Genomic DNA, 16,354 nt, shown 5'->3' with positions numbered 1-16,354 from the left:
TCCGCGCGGGCCGGACTGTCGGTGCGGGATGGTTTGATCGTCGATGTGGAGGCGTCGGTCGAGCAGCTCGTCTACGTCCGCGAGGACGCGTACACCGTCGCGCGCATGAGCGCCGACGGCGTGCCCGGCTTCGTGGCGACCGGGCGCGCGCTGGCCGGGGTGCAGCCGGGCGAGACGCTGCTGCTGCACGGCGAGTGGGGCCGGCACGCCCGCTACGGGCGGCGTTTCGCGGTGTCCGGGTGCGAGCGGGTGGCGCCGTCGTCGGTGCGGGCGATCCGCGTCTACCTCGGGTCGGGGCTGGTCCGGGGCATCGGGCCGCGGCTGGCGTACGCGATCGTCGACCACTTCGGCGAGGCCACGCTCAAGGTGATCGACGCCGAGCCCGAGCGGCTGACCGAGGTGGTCAACATCGGGCCGCTGCGGCAGGCGCAGATCGTGGAGGCGTGGCGCGAGCAGAAGGCGATCGCCGCGCTGATGGTGACGTTGCAGGGGCTCGGGGTGAGCCCGCTGCTGGCGGCCAAGATCTACCAGGTGTTCGGCAAGGACGCCGACGAGGTGCTGGCGAGCGACCCGTACCGGCTGATCGGGCGGGTGCGCGGCATCGGCTTCCGGGTGGCCGACCGCATCGCGCTGCAGTCCGGCGTGCCCGAGCGCAGCCCGCAGCGGGTCCAGGCGGCGCTGCTCGACCGGCTGGAGGCGGCCGGCAGCCGCGACGGCCACTGCTACGTCCCGGTGGCCGCCCTGGTGCGCGAGACCGCCGAGCTGATCGAGCAGGACCCTGACCTGGTGCGCCCGATGATCGACGCGCTGGTCGCCGAGCGCCGCGTGGTGGTCGAGACCTCGCCGGCGCAGCCCGGGCAGCTCGTCGCCTACCTCAAGCACGTGCACGCCCGCGAGCAGGCGCTGGCCGCCCAGCTCGCCCGGCTGGCCGGGGCCCGCTCCACGCTGCCGCTGCGCGCCTTCGAGGAGGACCCGTCGCTGCACGACGACCAGCGGGCGGCCGTCACCATGGCGCTGACCAGCACGGTCTCGGTGATCACCGGCGGTCCGGGGGTGGGCAAGAGCCACACGGTCCGGGCCATCGCGACCGTGGTGCGGCAGGCGGGCGGCACGGTCACGCTCTGCGCGCCCACCGGCAAGGCGGCCAAGCGGCTGTCGGAGCTGACCGGCCTGCCGGCGATGACCGTCCACCGCATGCTGGCCCAGCAGCCCGACCCCGACCCCGAGACGTTGTTCGACGAGCGGCCCGCGCACGCCGACCTCGTCGTGGTCGACGAGGCGTCCATGCTCGACCTGCACCTCGCCACCCGGCTGGTCGCGGCCGTGCCCGCGGGCAGCCACCTGCTGTTCCTCGGCGACAGCGACCAGCTCCCCAGCATCGGCCCCGGCGACGTGCTGGCCGACCTGCTGCGGGTGCCCGCCGTGCCGCGCGTCCAGCTCACCCACGTCTTCCGGCAGGCGGGCGGCAGCGGCATCGTCGAGGCCGCCCACCGCATCAGGGCCGGGCGCATGCCGCTGACGCCGGGCCGGGGCGGCTTCTGGTTCGAGGAGCTCGACGACCCCGAGCAGGTGGCCCGCCGGGTCGCCCACCTGGCCATGGTCGCGATCCCGCGCAAGCAGGGCGTCGAGCCCGGCCAGGTGCAGGTGCTGTGCCCGATGCGCAAGGGCGAGACCGGCGCGACCGCGCTCGGCCGGCTCATCCAGGAGCAGCTCAACCCGGCCGCCGACGGCAAGGACGAGCACTGGTCGGGGGTCACCGTGTTCCGGGTCGGCGACCGGGTGATGCCGATCCGCAACAACTACGACAAGGGCGTCTTCAACGGCGAGACGGGCACGGTGACGGCGGTGACGCCGTCCGAGCGCACGCTCACCGTGCGCACCGACGACGGCGAGAGCGTCGAGTACGGCTTCGACGAGCTCGACGACCTCACCCACGCCTACGCGATCAGCGTGCACCGCTCGCAGGGCAGCGAGTACCCGTTCGTGGTCGCGCCGATCGTCGCGGAGTCGGGCGGCGTCATGCTGCGCCGCAAGCTGCTCTACACGCTGGTCACGCGGGCCAGGGCTTGGGTGGTGCTGGTGGGGCAGCGCGAGGCGCTGGAGCTGGCCGTGCACCGCGTCGGCGCCCGCCGCAACACCGGCCTGGCGCGGCGGCTGTCCCTGAGCATGGAGTCCTGAGGAGGGCCGGCCAGGGGCACTCGGTGCCGGTGGAGCGGGCGGCTCGGCCGCCCGGCCGCGCCGCTCGAAGGGGCGCGGGCGCGTCCGGTCAGAGGGTGGCGCGGGCGGACATCAGGGCGAAGCCGAGCAGGTTGAGGCCGCGCCAGCGGGCCGGGGAGGTGGCGCGCTCGTCGTCGGCGGCCAGGCCGATGCCCCACACGCGATCCAGCGGGCTGGCCTCCACCAGCACGCGCCCGGCGGTGCCCAGCAGGTACGCCCGCAGCTCGGGATGCTGCCCGAACTTGGCGGCGCTGCCGCGCACCACGATGGCGAAGCGGTGCGCCTCCCAGGTGGCCTCGTCGAAGCCGCGCACCAGCCGGCCGAGGTTCTTGGCCTGCGCCGGGCCCGGGGCGGCGAGGACGCGCCGGGCGGTCTCGTCGTCGCCGAACAGCCACGCCTTGTGCGCCATCATGTAGTGCTCGGCGGAGGCGTAGCGGTGCCCGTCCTCGGTGAACGCGGCCGGCCACCACTGGCTGAGGCAACCGGGGCCGACGCCGCCGCCCCTGGGCGGGCGGTGGCCCCAGAAGCGGAGGTACTTGAGCCGGCGGCCGGCGCGCTCGGCCGCGACGGCCTCCTCGACGCTCAAGGGAAGCGCGGGCCCGGAGCCGATGGGCTGGGGCTCTGCGGAGGGGTGGGGGTCGGCGGGCCGGGGCTCTGCGGAGGGCTGAGGGTCGGCGGGCTGGGGCTCTGCGGAGGGCTGAGGGTCGGCGGGCTGGGGGGCGGAGGGGCGGGGTCCGGGGGGCACGGGTCCGAGGATGCCACGGATCGGGCGGCGGCGCGCAGCAGGCGGGCGGCGTTCTCGCGCAGCGCGTCGGCCAGCTCGGGCGGGTCGAGCACCTCGAACTCGAAGCCCTTGGCGGCCACGTGCAGGGCCAGCTCGTCGAGGGAGTCGGAGCCGGCCAGGAACAGGCAGCGCCCGTCGTCCAGGGCCTCCAGCCGCCCGGCCCCCGGCGAGGTGCGGGGCGCGACGGCCGCCAGCGGGGCGTGGAACAGGACGCGCGCCCGGTAGCGGTAGGGGGCGGAGGTGATGGCGTGCGAGACGTAGGCGGCCACGTCCTGCTCGGGCGGCGTGCGCGGCGTGAACCGGGCGCCCGGCAGGCCCAGGGGCTCCTCCACGCGGTCCAGGCGGAACGTCCGCCAGTCGCGCCGGCCGAGGTCCCACGCCAGCAGGTACCAGCGGCGCGGCGTGTGGACCAGCCGGTGCGGCTCCACCTCCCGCTCGCTCACCCCGTCGCGGCCCCGGTAGCGGAGGCGCAGCCGGCGGTGGTCGCGGCAGGCGGCGGCGACGGCGGTGAGCAGGTCGGCGCCGACGCCGGGCGCGGCGGCCCCGGCCAGCGGGACGGTCGCGGCCTGGAACGCGGCCACCCGGTGCCGCAGCCGCGACGGCAGCACCTGCCGCAGCTTGGCCAGCGCCCGCAGCGCGGCCTCCTCCAGCCCGGCGACGCTGCCGGTGGCGGCGGTGCGCAGGCTGATCGCGACGGCGACGGCCTCCTCGTCGTCGAGCAGCAGCGGCGGCAGGGCCGCGCCCACGCCGAGCCGGTAGCCGCCCGCGACGCCGGGGGTGGCGTCCACCGGGTAGCCCAGCTCGCGCAGCCGCTCGACGTCGCGCCGCACCGTGCGCAGGCCGACGCCGAGGCGGCCGGCCAGCTCGGCGCCCGTCCAGTCGGCGCGGGACTGCAGCAGGGACAGCAGGCGGAGCAGCCGCGCCGAGGTCTCCAACATGACCGCCATTGTGCCGCGCATCGGTGCCGGAACCTGTCACCATTCACTCCTACCGTCGGAGGCATGAACAACCCGCGCATCGCGCCGTACCGCATCGACGTCCCCCAGACCGCGCTGGACGACCTGCGCGACCGCCTCCGCCGCACCCGCTGGGCGCCCGACCTGCCCGGCACGGGCTGGGAGCGCGGCGTGCCGACCGCCTACCTGCGGGAGCGGGCCGCGTACTGGGCCGACGGCTTCGACTGGCGCGCCCAGGAGGCGGCGCTGAACGCCTATCCGCAGTTCACCACCACGATCGACGGGGCGAACGTGCACTTCCTGCACGTGCGCTCGGCCGAGCCGGCCGCCGTGCCGCTGCTGCTCCTGCACGGGTGGCCGGGGTCGGTGGTGGAGTTCCTGGACCTCATCGGGCCGCTCACCGACCCGGTCGCGCACGGCGGCACACCGGCCGACGCCTTCCACCTGGTGATCCCGTCGCTGCCGGGCTACGGCTTCTCCGGCCCGCTGCCCGGCCCCGGCTGGACCGACGGCCGCACCGCCGCCGCGCTGGCCGAGCTGATGGCGCGGCTCGGTCACGACCGCTACCTCGTGCAGGGCGGCGACGTGGGCGCCTTCATCGCGCCGCTGATCGGCCGGGCCGCGCCGGAGCACGTGGCAGGAGTGCACGTCAACGCCCTGCTGACGTTCCCGACCGGCGACCCGGCGGTGATGGCCGGGCTGAGCGAGGCCGAGCGCGGCCGGCTGGCCGGCATGGAGAAGTGGCAGCGGGAGCTGGGGGCGTACATGAACCTCCAGGGCACCCGTCCGCAGACGATCGCGGCGGCGCTGCACGACTCCCCCGCCGGGCAGCTCGCCTGGATCGTGGAGAAGTTCAAGGACTGGACGGACCCGGCGGCCAAGCTGCCCGAGGACGCGGTGGACCGCGACCGCCTCCTCACCGACGTGAGCGTCTACTGGTTCACCGGGACGGCGGGTCCGGCGGCCCACACCTACTACGAGCGGTTCAACGACGCCGCCGCCTGGGCGCCGAAGCCGCGCGGCACCGTGCCGACGGCGGTGGCGGTCTTCCCGACCGACTTCTCCGTGCGGCCGCTGGCCGAGCAGGCGCACAACGTGGTGCGGTGGTCGGAGTTCGACCGGGGCGGCCACTTCGCCGCGCTGGAGGCCCCGGACGTCCTGGTGGCCGAGCTGCGGGCGTTCCAGCGCTCGCTCAGGTGACGGGAGATCAGGCTTTGACCTGCGGCTACGCCGTCCCGGCCGGGGTAGCCGCAGGGGCATGCCGAAGAAGGACGACAAGAAGGACGCGCTGTCCAAGGGCGACGAGGTCACCTGGCGCAGCCACGGCGGCACCGCCGAGGGCAAGGTCGAGAAGAAGATCACCAAGCGGACGAAAGCCGCCAAGCGGACCGTCGACGCCTCACCGGAGGAGCCCCAGTACCTGGTGCGCAGCGACAAGAGCGGCGGCGAGGCGGTGCACAAGGCGTCGGCGCTGAAGAAGCGGAAGAAGAAGTGAGCGACGACCGGCGGGAGATCGCCGCCGAGTTCGGGCGGGCCGTGAACATGACGGCCAAGGAGCTGGAGCACTGGCTGACGACGGAGGAGTCGAAGTCGGTCGGCCAGAAGGACGACGACGACGGGCACGGCGGGGAGTCGGTCGGGCACGGGTCGGGACGGCGGCTCGTGGCGCTGCTGCACGAGAAGAAGACCGAGTGGGACGACGACGACTACGCCCACATGAAGAAGGTCATCGGGTACGTCCACCGGCACCTCGCCCAGCGGCCCTCCGGCGACGTCAAGGAGACGCGCTGGCGGTACTCGCTGATGAACTGGGGGCACGACCCGCTCAAGTGACCCGGCCGCTCAGGTGACCGGGCCGCTCTGGTGACCCGGGGCCGCGCCCGTCGCGCGGGCGTTCCGGCGGGCCGGTATCGTAGGGCCCGGTGCGCCGGGAAGTCTGGTCGGCTTGGACTGTCGGCCGAGCTTTCCGGGGGGCGTTGCGCGATGCGCTGGAGTCACGGCGGGGGTCGATGATGCGTGCCGCGCCCGCCCTCTTAGCCCGTTTCGGGCATCCCGCGCAGGTCGTCGCCGCCGGGTTCGCCGTCGCGATCGGGCTCGGCGCCGCGCTGCTGGTGCTCCCGGTCGCCACCACCGAGGGCGTGTCGGCCGGCTGGGCGGCGGCCGTGTTCACCGCCGCCTCCGCGGTGTGCGTCACTGGGCTGGTGCTGGTCGACACCGAGTCCCACTGGTCGGTCTTCGGTGAGGTGGTCATCGCCGCGCTGGCCCAGGTGGGCGGCCTCGGCATCATGACGCTGGCCACCGTGTTCACGCTGCTCGTGTCGGGCCGGCTCGGGCTGCGGGCGAGGATCGCCGCGCAGGCGGAGACCAAGACGCTGAGCATGAGCGACGTCCGCCGCCTCGTGCTCAAGGTGGTCGTGTTCAGCCTGGTCTGCGAGGCGGCGACCGCCGCCGTGCTCACCGGCCGGTTCCTCGCCGGCTACGGCGAGCCGTTCGGCCGGGCCCTCTACCTGGGCGTCTTCCACGCGGTCACCGCGTTCAACAGCGCCGGGTTCGCGTTGTGGCCCGACAGCCTCATGCGCTTCGTCACCGATCCGTGGATCTGCCTGACCGTGGCGGCCGCGGCCGTCGTCGGCGGCCTGGGGTTCCCCGTGGTGTTCGAGCTGGCCCGCCACTGGCGGCAGCCGCGCAGGTGGACGGTGCTGACCAGGATCACCGTCGGGACCAGCGCCTTCCTGCTGGTGCTCGGCACCCTGCTGTTCCTGGTCACCGAGTGGCGCAACCCCGCGACGCTCGGCCCGCTCGACGGCGGCACCAAGGTGATGGCGGCCTTCTTCACCGCCGTCATGCCGCGCTCGGCCGGGTTCAACGTCCTGGACATCGCGCAGATGTACCCGTCGAGCTGGCTGGTGACCGACCTGCTGATGTTCGTCGGCGGCGGCAGCGCGGGCACCGCGGGCGGCATCAAGGTGACGACGTTCGGGATGCTCGCCTTCATCGTCTGGGCCGAGCTGCGGGGCGAGAGCCGGGTCAACATCGGCCGCCGGCGGCTGCCCGAGGCCACGCAGCGGCAGGTCGTCACGATCACGGTGCTGGGGGTGACGCTCGTCGCGGTCTCGACGTACGCGCTGCTCGCGCTCACCCCGCACGGGCTGGACCAGGTGCTGTTCGAGGTGATCTCGGCGTTCGGCACGGCCGGGCTGTCCACCGGCATCACCGCCGACGTCGGCGTCGCGGGGCACGTCCTGCTGGCGGTGCTGATGTTCATCGGGCGGATCGGCCCGCTCACGCTGGGCTCCGCGCTGGCGCTCAACCGGCGCACCCGCCGTTACGAGCTACCCGAGGAGCGAGTCATCGTTGGCTGAGCACAAGAGCAACCCGGTGGTCGTCATCGGGCTGGGCCGCTTCGGCACCTCGCTGGCGCTGGAGCTGACCCGGCGCGGCACCGAGGTCCTGGCCATCGACCACCGGCCCAAGATCACGCAGGCGCTGGCCGGGCAGATCACCCAGATCGCCACCGCCGACGCCACCGACATGGAGGCGCTGCGGCAGCTCGGCGTGCCCGACTTCTACCGGGCGGTGGTGGCCGTCGGCAGCGACATCGAGGCCAGCATCCTGGCCACGTCGCTGCTGGTCGAGCTGGAGATCAACGACATCTGGGCCAAGGCCGTCAGCTCCCAGCACGGCCGCATCCTCGACCGCGTCGGCGCGCACCACGTCGTCTTCCCCGAGCATGACATGGGCGAGCGGGTCGCGCACCTGGTCAGCGGGCGGATGCTGGACTTCATGCAGGTGGACGGCGACTTCGCGCTCGCCAAGATCAGGCCGCCGAAGGAGTACGTGGGCGTGCCGCTCGGCGAGTCCAACCTGCGGCGCAAGCGCGGCGTCACGATCGTCGCGGTCAAGCCGCCGGGCGAGCCGTTCACGTACGCGACCGCCGAGACCGAGCTGTCCTACGGCGACGTCATCCTGGTGTCGGGGCGCACTGAGCAGGTCGAGCGGTTCGCCGAGCTGCCCTGAGCCCGGCACAGGGATCCGGGGTGCGGGCGGTTGGCTAGGCTGTCGGTCGGAGGACACTGATGCGCGCACGCGATCTCGCCGTCGACTTCCCGACGGTCACCCTGGACACCCCCGCGCTGGAGGCGGCCAGGCTGCTGGCGGAGCGGGACCTGCCGGGCCTCATCATCGTCGACGACGACGCCCGGCCGCTCAGCATCCTGCCGGGCACCCAGGTGCTGCGCCTGGCGGTGCCGCCGTACTGCCAGGACGATCCCGCGCTCGCGCGGGTCGTGGACGAGGCCCACGCCGACCTGTTCCTGCGCAGGCTGGGCGAGAAGACGGTCCGCGAGTGCCTGCCCGAGCAGCCGCGCGAGCTGCCGGTCGCCGACGCGAAGGCGACCGTGCTGGAGCTGGCCGCGCTCATGGCCCGCACCCGCAGCCCCCTGGTCGCGGTCGTCGACGCCGACAAGCGGCTGACGGGCGCGGTCACGCTGCAGTGCCTGGTGGACCACGCCCTGCAGCTCTGAGCCGCAGGGCGCGGCCTCGGACCCGGCACGGCCGCAGGTCGGACGCGGCCTCGGCCCGGATGCGGTCTTGGGCGCCGGCGGTGGTTCAGACGGGGAAGCCGACGGCGAAGGCGCGCCTGAGCAGGCTCCAGGCGTCCTCGCTCAGCATGCCCTTGGTGGCCGCCTCCGGCCCGCGGGCCTCGATCTTGCCGTAGATGGCCGACATGGCGTTCCGGTCGCCGCCCGCGAGCCCGGCCACGGCGGCCGTCCAGCGGCGGGCGAGGTCCTGGACCGCCGGGTCGGCCGGGTCGGTGCCGCGTCCGGCGTGCTCCCGGGCCTCGGCGGCCAGCCCGTCCAGCTCCCGCATCCGGCGGGCGAGGCCGTCCTGGCCGAGCTCGCGGTGCCGTTCCTCGAAGCGGGCGAGTTGTTCCGGGGTGAAGTGCCTGGCCTGCATCATCGCCTCCATGGTGTCGATGAGCTGGTCGATCGACGGACGGCCGGCCCGGTCGAGCGCCGCGGCCAGGCCGAGCAGCCGCCGGCGCAGCGCGTGCTGCCCGGCGAGCTGCCGCTCCACCTGGTCGAGCTGCCGGTCGAGGGTGGCCCGCAGGTCGGCCCCCGCCTCCAGCGACCGCCGGATCTCGGCCAGCGGCAGCCGCAGCTCCCGCAGCGCCAGGATCCGGTAGAGCCTGCGGACGTCGTCGCCGGTGTAGACGCGGTGCCCGGCGGGCGAGCGCTCGGCGGGACGCAGCAGGCCGATCTGGTCGAAGTGGCGCAGGGTCCGCACGGTCACGCCCGTCGCGGCGGCGAGCTCGCCGATCCTCCAGCGTCTTGCGTTCACATCCGACGACGCTAGGCCCTGACGCCGCGTCCGATGCAAGGACGGGCGGACTGGGGCGGCGGGCAGGGGCGGGGTCGTAGGGTGGTGGCATGGTCAGAGCCGCGCCCCGGCAGCCCGGGCCCGCCCGCAGGGCCGACGCGGAGCGCAACGTCGCCGCCATCCTGGAGGCCGCCACGCGGCTGCTCAGCGCCGACCCGTCGGCCAGCGTCGCCGACGTCGCGAAGGCGGCCGGGGTGGGCAGGGTGACCCTGTACGGGCACTTCCCGTCGCGGGAGGCGCTGGTGGACGCGGTGATGCGGCACGCGGTCGGCCTGGCGGACGCGGTCCTGGACGACCCCGCCCTCGACCGGCTCCCGGCGCCGGAGGCGCTGGCGCGGCTGCTGCGCTCGTCGTGGGAGGTGCTCGACCGGCACCGGCGGCTGTTCGTGGCCGCCGACCGGGTCATGGCCACCGAGCGCATCAGGGAGCACCACGAGCGCCCGCTGCGGCGGGTGGAGCGGCTGATCGAGCGCGGGCGGCGGGACGGCGACTTCCGTACGGACCTGCCGTTGCCGTGGCTGGTCACGACGTTCTTCTCGATCATCCACAGCGCCGCCCAGGAGCGCGCGGCGGGACGGCTGGCGCCCGAGGACGTGGAGCGGGTGCTGGTCGCCACGATGACGTCGCTCCTGACGTCCTCCTAACGTCCTCCTGAGCCTCGCCCGGACGCCCGACCGTCCGGCCTCGGCCGGGTCCGGCTCCTCCTTCACCCTACCGGGGTACCGTTCACGCGTGTTAACTTGAACACCCGTGTTCAAGTTAAGGAGATTCCCTTGAGACCCGACACCTCACGCGCGAAGGTGCGCCGGCCGGGCGGCTGGGGCCTGCTGACGCTGCTCTGCCTGGCCCAGTTCATGCTGGTCGTCGACATCACGGTGGTGCAGGTCGCGCTGCCGTCCATCGGGACGGACCTGGCGCTCGGCCGCGCGGCGCTGACCTGGGTGGTGACCGCCTACACCCTGTGCTTCGGCGGCCTCATGGTGCTCGGCGGGCGGCTCGCCGACACCCTCGGCGCCCGCCGGACGCTGCTGGCCGGGCTCGGCCTGTTCACCGCGGCCTCGCTGCTGTGCGCGCTGGCCGGAAGCGGCGCGGTGCTGATCGCGGGCCGGGCGCTGCAAGGGGTCGGCGCGGCGCTGCTCTCCCCCGCCGCGCTGGCCGTCATCACCACCGTCTACCACGGCGAGCGGCGCGGGCGCGCGCTCGGCGTGTGGGCGGCCGTCGGCGGCACCGGCGCCGCGTTCGGCGTCCTCCTCGGCGGGCTCCTGACCGCCGGCCCTGGCTGGGCCTGGGTGTTCGTCGTGAACGTGCCGATCGGCGTGCTGGTGCTGGCCGCCGTGGCGACCGCGGTGCGGCCCACCACAGGGCAGACCACCACAGGGCCGGCCAGAGCGGGGGCCGCCGCTCCCGGACGGGTGGACGTGCCCGGCGCGGTGCTCGTCACCGCGGCGACGGCCCTGCTGATCTACGGCCTGGTCACGGCGGGCGACGCCGGCTGGGGCGCGGCCCCGACGCTGCTCCCGCTCACCGGGGCCGCGCTGCTCTACGCGCTGTTCGTGGCGGTGGAGCGGGTCGTGCGGACGCCGCTCATGCGCGCCGCGACCCTGGCCCGGCGGCCGGTGATCTCCGGGATCTTCGTGATGCTGACCGCCACCGGGCTCATGCTGGCCCTGTTCTTCCTCTCCTCGCTCTATCTCCAGCACGTCAGGGGCTTCGGCGCCCTGGAGACCGGACTGCTCTTCCTGCCGGTGGCGGTCGCGATCACGGCCGGCGCGCAGGCCGGCGGGCGTCTCATCCCCCGCGTGGGCGGGCGGCCGGTGGCGGTGGCGGCGTTCGTGCTGACGGCGGCCGGGGCGGCGCTGATGACCGGGATCTCCCCCGGCGCGAGCCCGTACGCGACGCTGCTGCCCGGGTTCGCGCTGGCCGCGTTCGGGATCGGGCCGGCGTTCGTGGCGGCGACGACCACGACCATGGCCAACGTCCCGCCCGGCGAGAACGGCGTCGCCTCGGGCGTGCTCAACACCTTCCACGAGCTGGGCGGCTCGATCGGCGTGGCGGTGGCCTCCGCCGTGGCCGCGCCGAGCCTGGCGGGCGGCCCGGCGGACGGCCCCGCGGGGACCGGCGGGCTCGTCGCGGGGCTCACGGTGTGCGCGGTGACGGCGGGCGCGGCGGCGCTGGTCTCGCTGGGGCTGGTGCCGCCCGGCCGGCCCGCCGCCGTGGGCCACGGTCACGGCCACGGCCACTGACCGGGCCACTGATCGGGCCACTGATCGGGCCACTGATCGGGCCGGGTTTTCGGACGATTCCCGGCCGTTAGACTGGGATATCGCGGACGACTCCGGCGGACTATCCTTCATTGATGGTCACGAACTGCCGGCGAGAGCGGTGACGAGGTAGATGCCGTCTTTGACGCTGGCTCACGAGCGCCTGCCGGGTGTCACCGTGATCGCCGTGAGCGGCGAGATGGACGCCACCAACCGCGGTCAGCTCGAGGCCTACGTCACCGACACCCTCGGCTCCCCCTGCGGCCAGCTCGTCTTCGACCTGTCCCGGGTGCCGTTCATGGACAGCTCCGGCCTGCACGTCCTGCTCATGTGCGCGACGGCCTGCCTGCGCGGCGGCGGGGCGGTGCGCCTGGCCGCCGTGCAGCCGCTGCCGGCCCGCCTGCTGGAGATCACCGGCGTGCTGGCGCACGTGCCGGTGCACCCCACCGTGGAGGCGGCGGTGGCGGAGGCGCTGGCCTCGGCGGAACGTTCCGTTTAGGCGGCGCCCGTCAGGCGGCGGGCGCCCCCGTGCTCTCGCGGACGATCAGCCGGTGCGGGATGACGATGTCGTGCGGCGGGGCCGGCGAGCCGCCGATCAGCCCCAGCAGCGCCTCCACCGCCCGGCGGGCGATCTCGCCCTTGTCCGGGGCCACCGTGGTCAGGGCGGGAGTGCTGTACTGGCCCTCCTCGATGTCGTCCACGCCGACCACCGCCACGTCGTCGGGGACGCGGCGACCGGCCCGGGTCAGGGCCCGCATCGCGCCCATGGCGAGCAGGTCGTTGTAGCAGAAGACGGCGTCGGGGGGCTCGGGCAGGGCGAGCAGGCCCTCCATGGCCTCGGCGCCGAGCGCGCGGTGGAAGCGCGGGGTCGGGACGATGAGCCGTTCGTCCACCTCCAGTCCGGCGCGGGCGTGCGCCTGCCGGTAGCCGGCGGTGCGGAGCTGCGCGGTCTCCCCCGTCGCGTACGGCTGGTCGCCGATCGCGGCCACCCGGCGGCGGCCGAGGCCCAGCAGGTGGGCGGTGGCCTCGCGGGCGGCGGCGACGTTGTCGATGGCCACGTGGTGGAAGCCGCCGCCGCCGATGTGCTCGCCGAGCAGCACGACCGGAATGCGGTTGCCGCGGGCGCGTAGCTCGTCGGCGGTGATCGTCAGCGGGCTGAGCAGCAGGCCGTCGAACATGGTGGCCCGCGAGTCGCGCCCCAGCAGCTCGCGCTCCCGTTCGCCGTCGCCGTCGGTCTGGTCGACCATCACCACGTAGCCGTGGGCGCGGGCGGCGGTGATCACCTGGCGGGCCAGCTCGGCGAAGTACGGCACGTCCAGCTCGGGCACGACCAGCGCGATCATCCCGGTGCGGCCCTGCTTCAGGTTGCGCGCGATCAGGTTGGGACGGTAGTCGAGCTCGTCGAGCGCGGCCTGCACCCGGGCCTTGAGCTCGGCGGAGACGGGGGCGTACCCGTTGACCACGTTGGAGACCGTGCGGATGGACACGTTCGCCCGCTTGGCGACGTCGCGCAGGGTGGGACCGGCCATGGGACTCCTATACCTCCAGCGGGGGGAACTGGGAAGATCCTAAACCAACTCTTGCATCGTTGCAGAGGAGTATGCATGATGTCTGCATCGTTGCAGAACCCTCACAGCGTTGGCTGAGGAGTAGAGGATGTCCCCAACCCCCATTGGCCGCCGCGGTTTCCTCAAGGGCGGCCTGGGCGCCGCCGCGCTGGCGGCCACGGGCGGCGCGCTGGCGGCGTGCGCCCCCGGAGCCCCTGGAGCCGGCGGCGCGGGCGCGCAGCCGAGCAAGCTGGCCAGGCCGACCGCCTCGGCGTCGTCGGTCAAGGGCGAGATCACCGTCTGGAACCGGTCCGGCGACCTGTTCAAGGTCTTCGACGCGGCCATCGGCAGGTTCCGCCAGGCCTATCCGAACGTGACGGTGCGGCACCAGGCGGTGGACATCGACGCCAAGCTGGCCAACACCCTGATCAGCGGCACGGACGTGCCCGACGGCAGCTTCTGGGACGACGCGAGGATCGGCGGGCAGGCCGAGCACCTGTACGACCTGACCGACCTGATCGCGCCCTACCGGGAGCGGACGTCGGCGTACAAGCTGTCGGTCAACACCGTGGGCGGCCGCATCTACGGGGTGCCGTGGGACCTGGACCCGGGCCTGCTGTGGTACCGCGAGGACGTGCTGGAGAGCGCGGGCGTGGACCCGGCGGGCCTGGCCACGTACGACGACCTGCTGACGGCCGCCCGCACGGTCAAGGAGAAGGACCCGAGGACCCGCCCCATCCACCTGGAGAAGACCCCGTTCCTCAGCCAGCTGTGGCTGGAGATGCTGGCCAACCAGCAGGGGACGAGCCTCACCGACGCCCAGGGCAGGCTGCGCCTCGACTCCCCCGAGTACCGGCGCATCCTCACCTGGGTCCGCTCGGCCGTGGACGACGGCCTGGTCACCCACGCCCCCTACCTGGAGCCGGCCGACATCAGCGCCCTCGACGGCGGGCAGCAGGTGTTCGTGCCGTGGGCGATCTGGTGGTCGTTCGCGCCGCAGCAGCTCCTCAAGGCCACCAAGGGCAGGTGGCGGGCGGCCCCGCTGCCCGCCTGGACGCCCGGCGGCGCGCGCAGCGGCGCCATGGGCGGCAGCAGCTTCGTCATCCCCGCCAAGGCCAGGAACCCGGAGCTGGCCTGGCTGCTGTACGAGTTCCTGTGTTTCAAGGAGCCCGGCTACACCGCCGTCTACGGCCCCAACGACGTCTACCCCGGCGGCCTGTCCACCTCGATCCCCAGCTACACCCCGGCGCTCGACCCGGACAAGCCGCTGTTCCGGCCGATCGAGGCGCTCGGCGGCCAGGACCTGTGGAAGGTCGCCGTCGAGGCGGCGGCCACGATCCCGGCCGCCGCGCCGATCCCCGGGTGGTGGGCGCAGTCCGTGGACTACCTCGGCGACAACCTCCAGCGCCTGATGTCCGGCCGGATGTCCCCCGACCAGGTGATCACGGAGTCGGTCGAGAAGATCCAGCGGAACCTCATCGACCGCTCATGAGGTCCTTCCGGCTGTCGCCGTACCTGTTCATCGCCCCGTTCTTCGTGGTGTTCGCGGCGTTCGGGCTCTACCCGCTGAGCTACGCGCTCCAGCTCAGCTTCATGCGCTGGCGGGGCGCGGGCGAGGCCCACTGGGTCGGCGCGGGCAACTACCTGTACCTGCTGACCAGCCCGGACTTCTGGGCCTCGCTCGGCAACAGCGCGGTCATGTGGCTGCTCATCGTGCCGGTCCAGGTCGTCGCCGGGCTGGGCGGCGCGGTGCTGCTGGCCAACGCCAGGCTGCGGCTGCGGGCGTTGTTCCGGGTGGCGTTCATCGCGCCGTTCGTGACCCCGCTGGTGGCCATGGCGCAGGTGTGGATCGTGGTCTTCGACCAGGACCACGGCCTGGTCAACCACCTGCTCGGCCTGGCCGGCCTGCCCGGCGTGGAGTGGCTGACCTCCACGGCGTGGGCCAAGCCGACGCTGGCGCTGCTGTTCCTGTGGAAGACCACCGGGTTCGCGATCATCATCCTGCTGGCCGGGCTGCAGGCCGTCCCCGGCGGCGTGTACGAGGCCGCCGCCCTCGACGGCGCCTCCCGCTGGCGCCAGTTCTGGTCGATCACCGTGCCGCTGGTGCGGCGGAGCACGGCGTTCCTGGTGGTCGTGCAGACGCTGGCGGTCTTCCAGATGTTCGCCGAGCCGTTCGTGGTCACCGAGGGCGGCCCGTACGGCTCCACCACCACCGCCGGCCTCTACCTGTACAAGCACATCACCGCCTCCGACCTCGGCACCGGCGCCGCGAACTCGTTCCTGCTGGTCCTGCTGGTCTTCGGCCTGTCGCTGGTCTCGGTCAGGCTGCTGCGCGCGAAGGACGGGACCTGATGAACCAGAACCGGCCCGGCCCCCTGCAGTACGCGGTGCTGGCGCTGCTCGCGATCGTGTTCCTGTACCCGATCTGGTGGGCGGTCAGCTCCTCGCTGAAGCCGGCGGCCGACATCATCACCGATCCGCTGTCGATCGGGGCGCTGACCCTGGACAACTACCGGGCGATGTTCGCCGACGTGCCGATCGGCACCGGGTTCGCCAACACGGCGCTGGTGCTGGTGGTGCGCGGCGCGATGACGATGTTCTTCTGCCCGCTGGCCGGCTACGCCTTCGCCAAGTACGACTTCCCCGGCAAGAACGCGCTGTTCGGCGTGGTGCTGCTGACGCTGATGCTGCCGACCCTGGTGCTGATCATCCCGCTGCTGCTGGAGATGAGCGCGCTCGGCTGGGTGAACACCTACCGGGCGCTGATCCTGCCGGGCAGCATCGACGCGTTCAGCATCTTCTGGATGCGGCAGACCATCGCCGCCATCCCGGACGAGCTGATCGACGCGGGCCGGGTGGACGGGGCGGGCGAGTTCGGCATCTTCGCCAGGGTCGTGCTGCCGGTGATCCGGCCCGGCCTGGCCGCGCTGGCCGTGCTGACCACGATGAACGTCTACAACGACTTCGTCTGGCCGGTCGTCGCCGTCAACGACACCTCCCACCAGACCCTCCAGGTGGTGCTGTCCACCCTGGCGCAGAACATCACCGGCAACCGCATCGGCGCGGACTTCGCCACCGTGTGGGGCGAGCTGCTGGCCGCCGGCAGCGTCGCCATGCTGCCGCTGCTGGTGATCTTCGTGCTGCTGCAGCGCCACTTCATCAACGGCATCCTCGCGGGCAGCGTCAAGGGCTGACCCGCCGTCACGAAAG

Annotated in this window: 16 protein-coding genes and 1 pseudogene; 13 read left to right on the top strand and 4 right to left on the bottom strand. The window is 73.7% G+C overall.

Going from position 1 to position 16,354, the window contains the following annotated elements; all coding sequences use genetic code 11:
* Positions 1-33: 33 nt before the first annotated feature.
* A complete protein-coding gene (gene recD2, locus MF672_RS35275; protein ID WP_242380755.1) occupies positions 34-2,178 on the top strand; it encodes an SF1B family DNA helicase RecD2 in 2,145 nt (714 codons plus the stop codon).
* A gap of 88 nt (positions 2,179-2,266) precedes the next feature.
* On the opposite strand, the gene ybiA is transcribed toward recD2, so the two are convergent.
* Together ybiA and MF672_RS35260 are read right to left on the bottom strand one after the other, a co-directional pair.
* Entirely contained in the window at positions 2,267-2,803 is a 537-nt protein-coding gene (gene ybiA / locus MF672_RS35270) for a riboflavin biosynthesis intermediates N-glycosidase (protein ID WP_242380754.1), read from the bottom strand.
* A 146-nt stretch (positions 2,804-2,949) separates the two neighbouring features.
* Positions 2,950-3,939, bottom strand: a pseudogene (locus MF672_RS35260) (helix-turn-helix transcriptional regulator); the annotation flags it as partial.
* Between the two features lie 63 nt (positions 3,940-4,002).
* Between MF672_RS35260 and MF672_RS35255 the strand changes: the two are divergent.
* The 6 genes from MF672_RS35255 (at position 4,003) to MF672_RS35230 (ending at position 8,480) form a co-directional block, all read left to right on the top strand.
* Positions 4,003-5,157: an epoxide hydrolase family protein gene (locus MF672_RS35255; protein WP_242381963.1), complete on the top strand. Its 1,155-nt coding sequence runs from the start codon at positions 4,003-4,005 to the stop codon at positions 5,155-5,157.
* Positions 5,158-5,215: 58 nt separating this feature from the next.
* On the top strand, positions 5,216-5,452 hold the full coding sequence (locus MF672_RS35250; protein WP_242381964.1) for a hypervirulence associated TUDOR domain-containing protein: 237 nt from the start codon (positions 5,216-5,218) through the stop codon (positions 5,450-5,452).
* Entirely contained in the window at positions 5,449-5,790 is a 342-nt protein-coding gene (locus tag MF672_RS35245; RefSeq protein WP_242381965.1) for a DUF3140 domain-containing protein, read from the top strand. The genes MF672_RS35250 and MF672_RS35245 overlap by 4 nt, the downstream gene beginning before the upstream one ends.
* Positions 5,791-5,966: 176 nt before the next feature.
* Positions 5,967-7,319, top strand: a complete 1,353-nt coding sequence (locus MF672_RS35240) for a TrkH family potassium uptake protein (RefSeq protein ID WP_242381966.1) — start codon at positions 5,967-5,969, stop codon at positions 7,317-7,319.
* Complete coding sequence (locus MF672_RS35235; RefSeq protein WP_242381967.1) at positions 7,312-7,974, top strand: potassium channel family protein; 663 nt, start codon at positions 7,312-7,314, stop codon at positions 7,972-7,974. Before MF672_RS35240 ends, MF672_RS35235 begins: the two co-directional genes overlap by 8 nt.
* Positions 7,975-8,033: 59 nt before the next feature.
* Positions 8,034-8,480 (top strand): CBS domain-containing protein, encoded by a 447-nt coding sequence (locus tag MF672_RS35230; RefSeq protein ID WP_242381968.1) that lies wholly within the window; start codon positions 8,034-8,036, stop codon positions 8,478-8,480.
* An 85-nt stretch (positions 8,481-8,565) separates the two neighbouring features.
* Here the strand turns inward: MF672_RS35230 and MF672_RS35225 are convergent, their stop codons facing one another.
* Positions 8,566-9,297 (bottom strand): MerR family transcriptional regulator, encoded by a 732-nt coding sequence (locus MF672_RS35225; protein WP_242381969.1) that lies wholly within the window; start codon positions 9,295-9,297, stop codon positions 8,566-8,568.
* Between the two features lie 89 nt (positions 9,298-9,386).
* On the opposite strand from MF672_RS35225, the gene MF672_RS35220 reads away from it, so the two are divergent.
* The 3 genes from MF672_RS35220 to MF672_RS35210 all read left to right on the top strand — a co-directional run bounded on the left by MF672_RS35220 (position 9,387) and on the right by MF672_RS35210 (position 12,096).
* Positions 9,387-9,980 (top strand): TetR/AcrR family transcriptional regulator, encoded by a 594-nt coding sequence (locus tag MF672_RS35220; protein ID WP_242381970.1) that lies wholly within the window; start codon positions 9,387-9,389, stop codon positions 9,978-9,980.
* A 129-nt stretch (positions 9,981-10,109) separates the two neighbouring features.
* The gene (locus tag MF672_RS35215; protein ID WP_242381971.1) at positions 10,110-11,579 is read left to right on the top strand and encodes an MFS transporter; all 1,470 of its coding nucleotides are present in this window, start codon (positions 10,110-10,112) and stop codon (positions 11,577-11,579) included.
* A 151-nt stretch (positions 11,580-11,730) separates the two neighbouring features.
* A complete protein-coding gene (locus MF672_RS35210; protein WP_242381972.1) occupies positions 11,731-12,096 on the top strand; it encodes an STAS domain-containing protein in 366 nt (121 codons plus the stop codon).
* Positions 12,097-12,106: 10 nt separating this feature from the next.
* Here the strand turns inward: MF672_RS35210 and MF672_RS35205 are convergent, their stop codons facing one another.
* Positions 12,107-13,126, bottom strand: a complete 1,020-nt coding sequence (locus MF672_RS35205; RefSeq protein ID WP_242381973.1) for a LacI family DNA-binding transcriptional regulator — start codon at positions 13,124-13,126, stop codon at positions 12,107-12,109.
* 127 nt (positions 13,127-13,253) lie between these two features.
* Here MF672_RS35205 and MF672_RS35200 point away from each other — a divergent pair, with 127 nt between their 5' ends.
* The 3 genes from MF672_RS35200 to MF672_RS35190 are packed head-to-tail and all read left to right on the top strand — an operon-like array spanning position 13,254 to position 16,338.
* Positions 13,254-14,636, top strand: a complete 1,383-nt coding sequence (locus tag MF672_RS35200; protein WP_242381974.1) for an ABC transporter substrate-binding protein — start codon at positions 13,254-13,256, stop codon at positions 14,634-14,636.
* Positions 14,633-15,496, top strand: a complete 864-nt coding sequence (locus tag MF672_RS35195; RefSeq protein WP_242381975.1) for a carbohydrate ABC transporter permease — start codon at positions 14,633-14,635, stop codon at positions 15,494-15,496. Before MF672_RS35200 ends, MF672_RS35195 begins: the two co-directional genes overlap by 4 nt.
* Positions 15,496-16,338, top strand: coding sequence for a carbohydrate ABC transporter permease (locus MF672_RS35190; protein ID WP_242381976.1), 843 nt, complete (start codon positions 15,496-15,498; stop codon positions 16,336-16,338). Before MF672_RS35195 ends, MF672_RS35190 begins: the two co-directional genes overlap by 1 nt.
* The last annotated feature ends 16 nt before the right edge of the window (positions 16,339-16,354 follow it).

It is taken from the genome of Actinomadura luzonensis (assembly GCF_022664455.2).
Lineage (GTDB): Bacteria > Actinomycetota > Actinomycetes > Streptosporangiales > Streptosporangiaceae > Nonomuraea > Nonomuraea luzonensis.
This window is presented reverse-complemented; position numbering and strand designations above follow the sequence as displayed.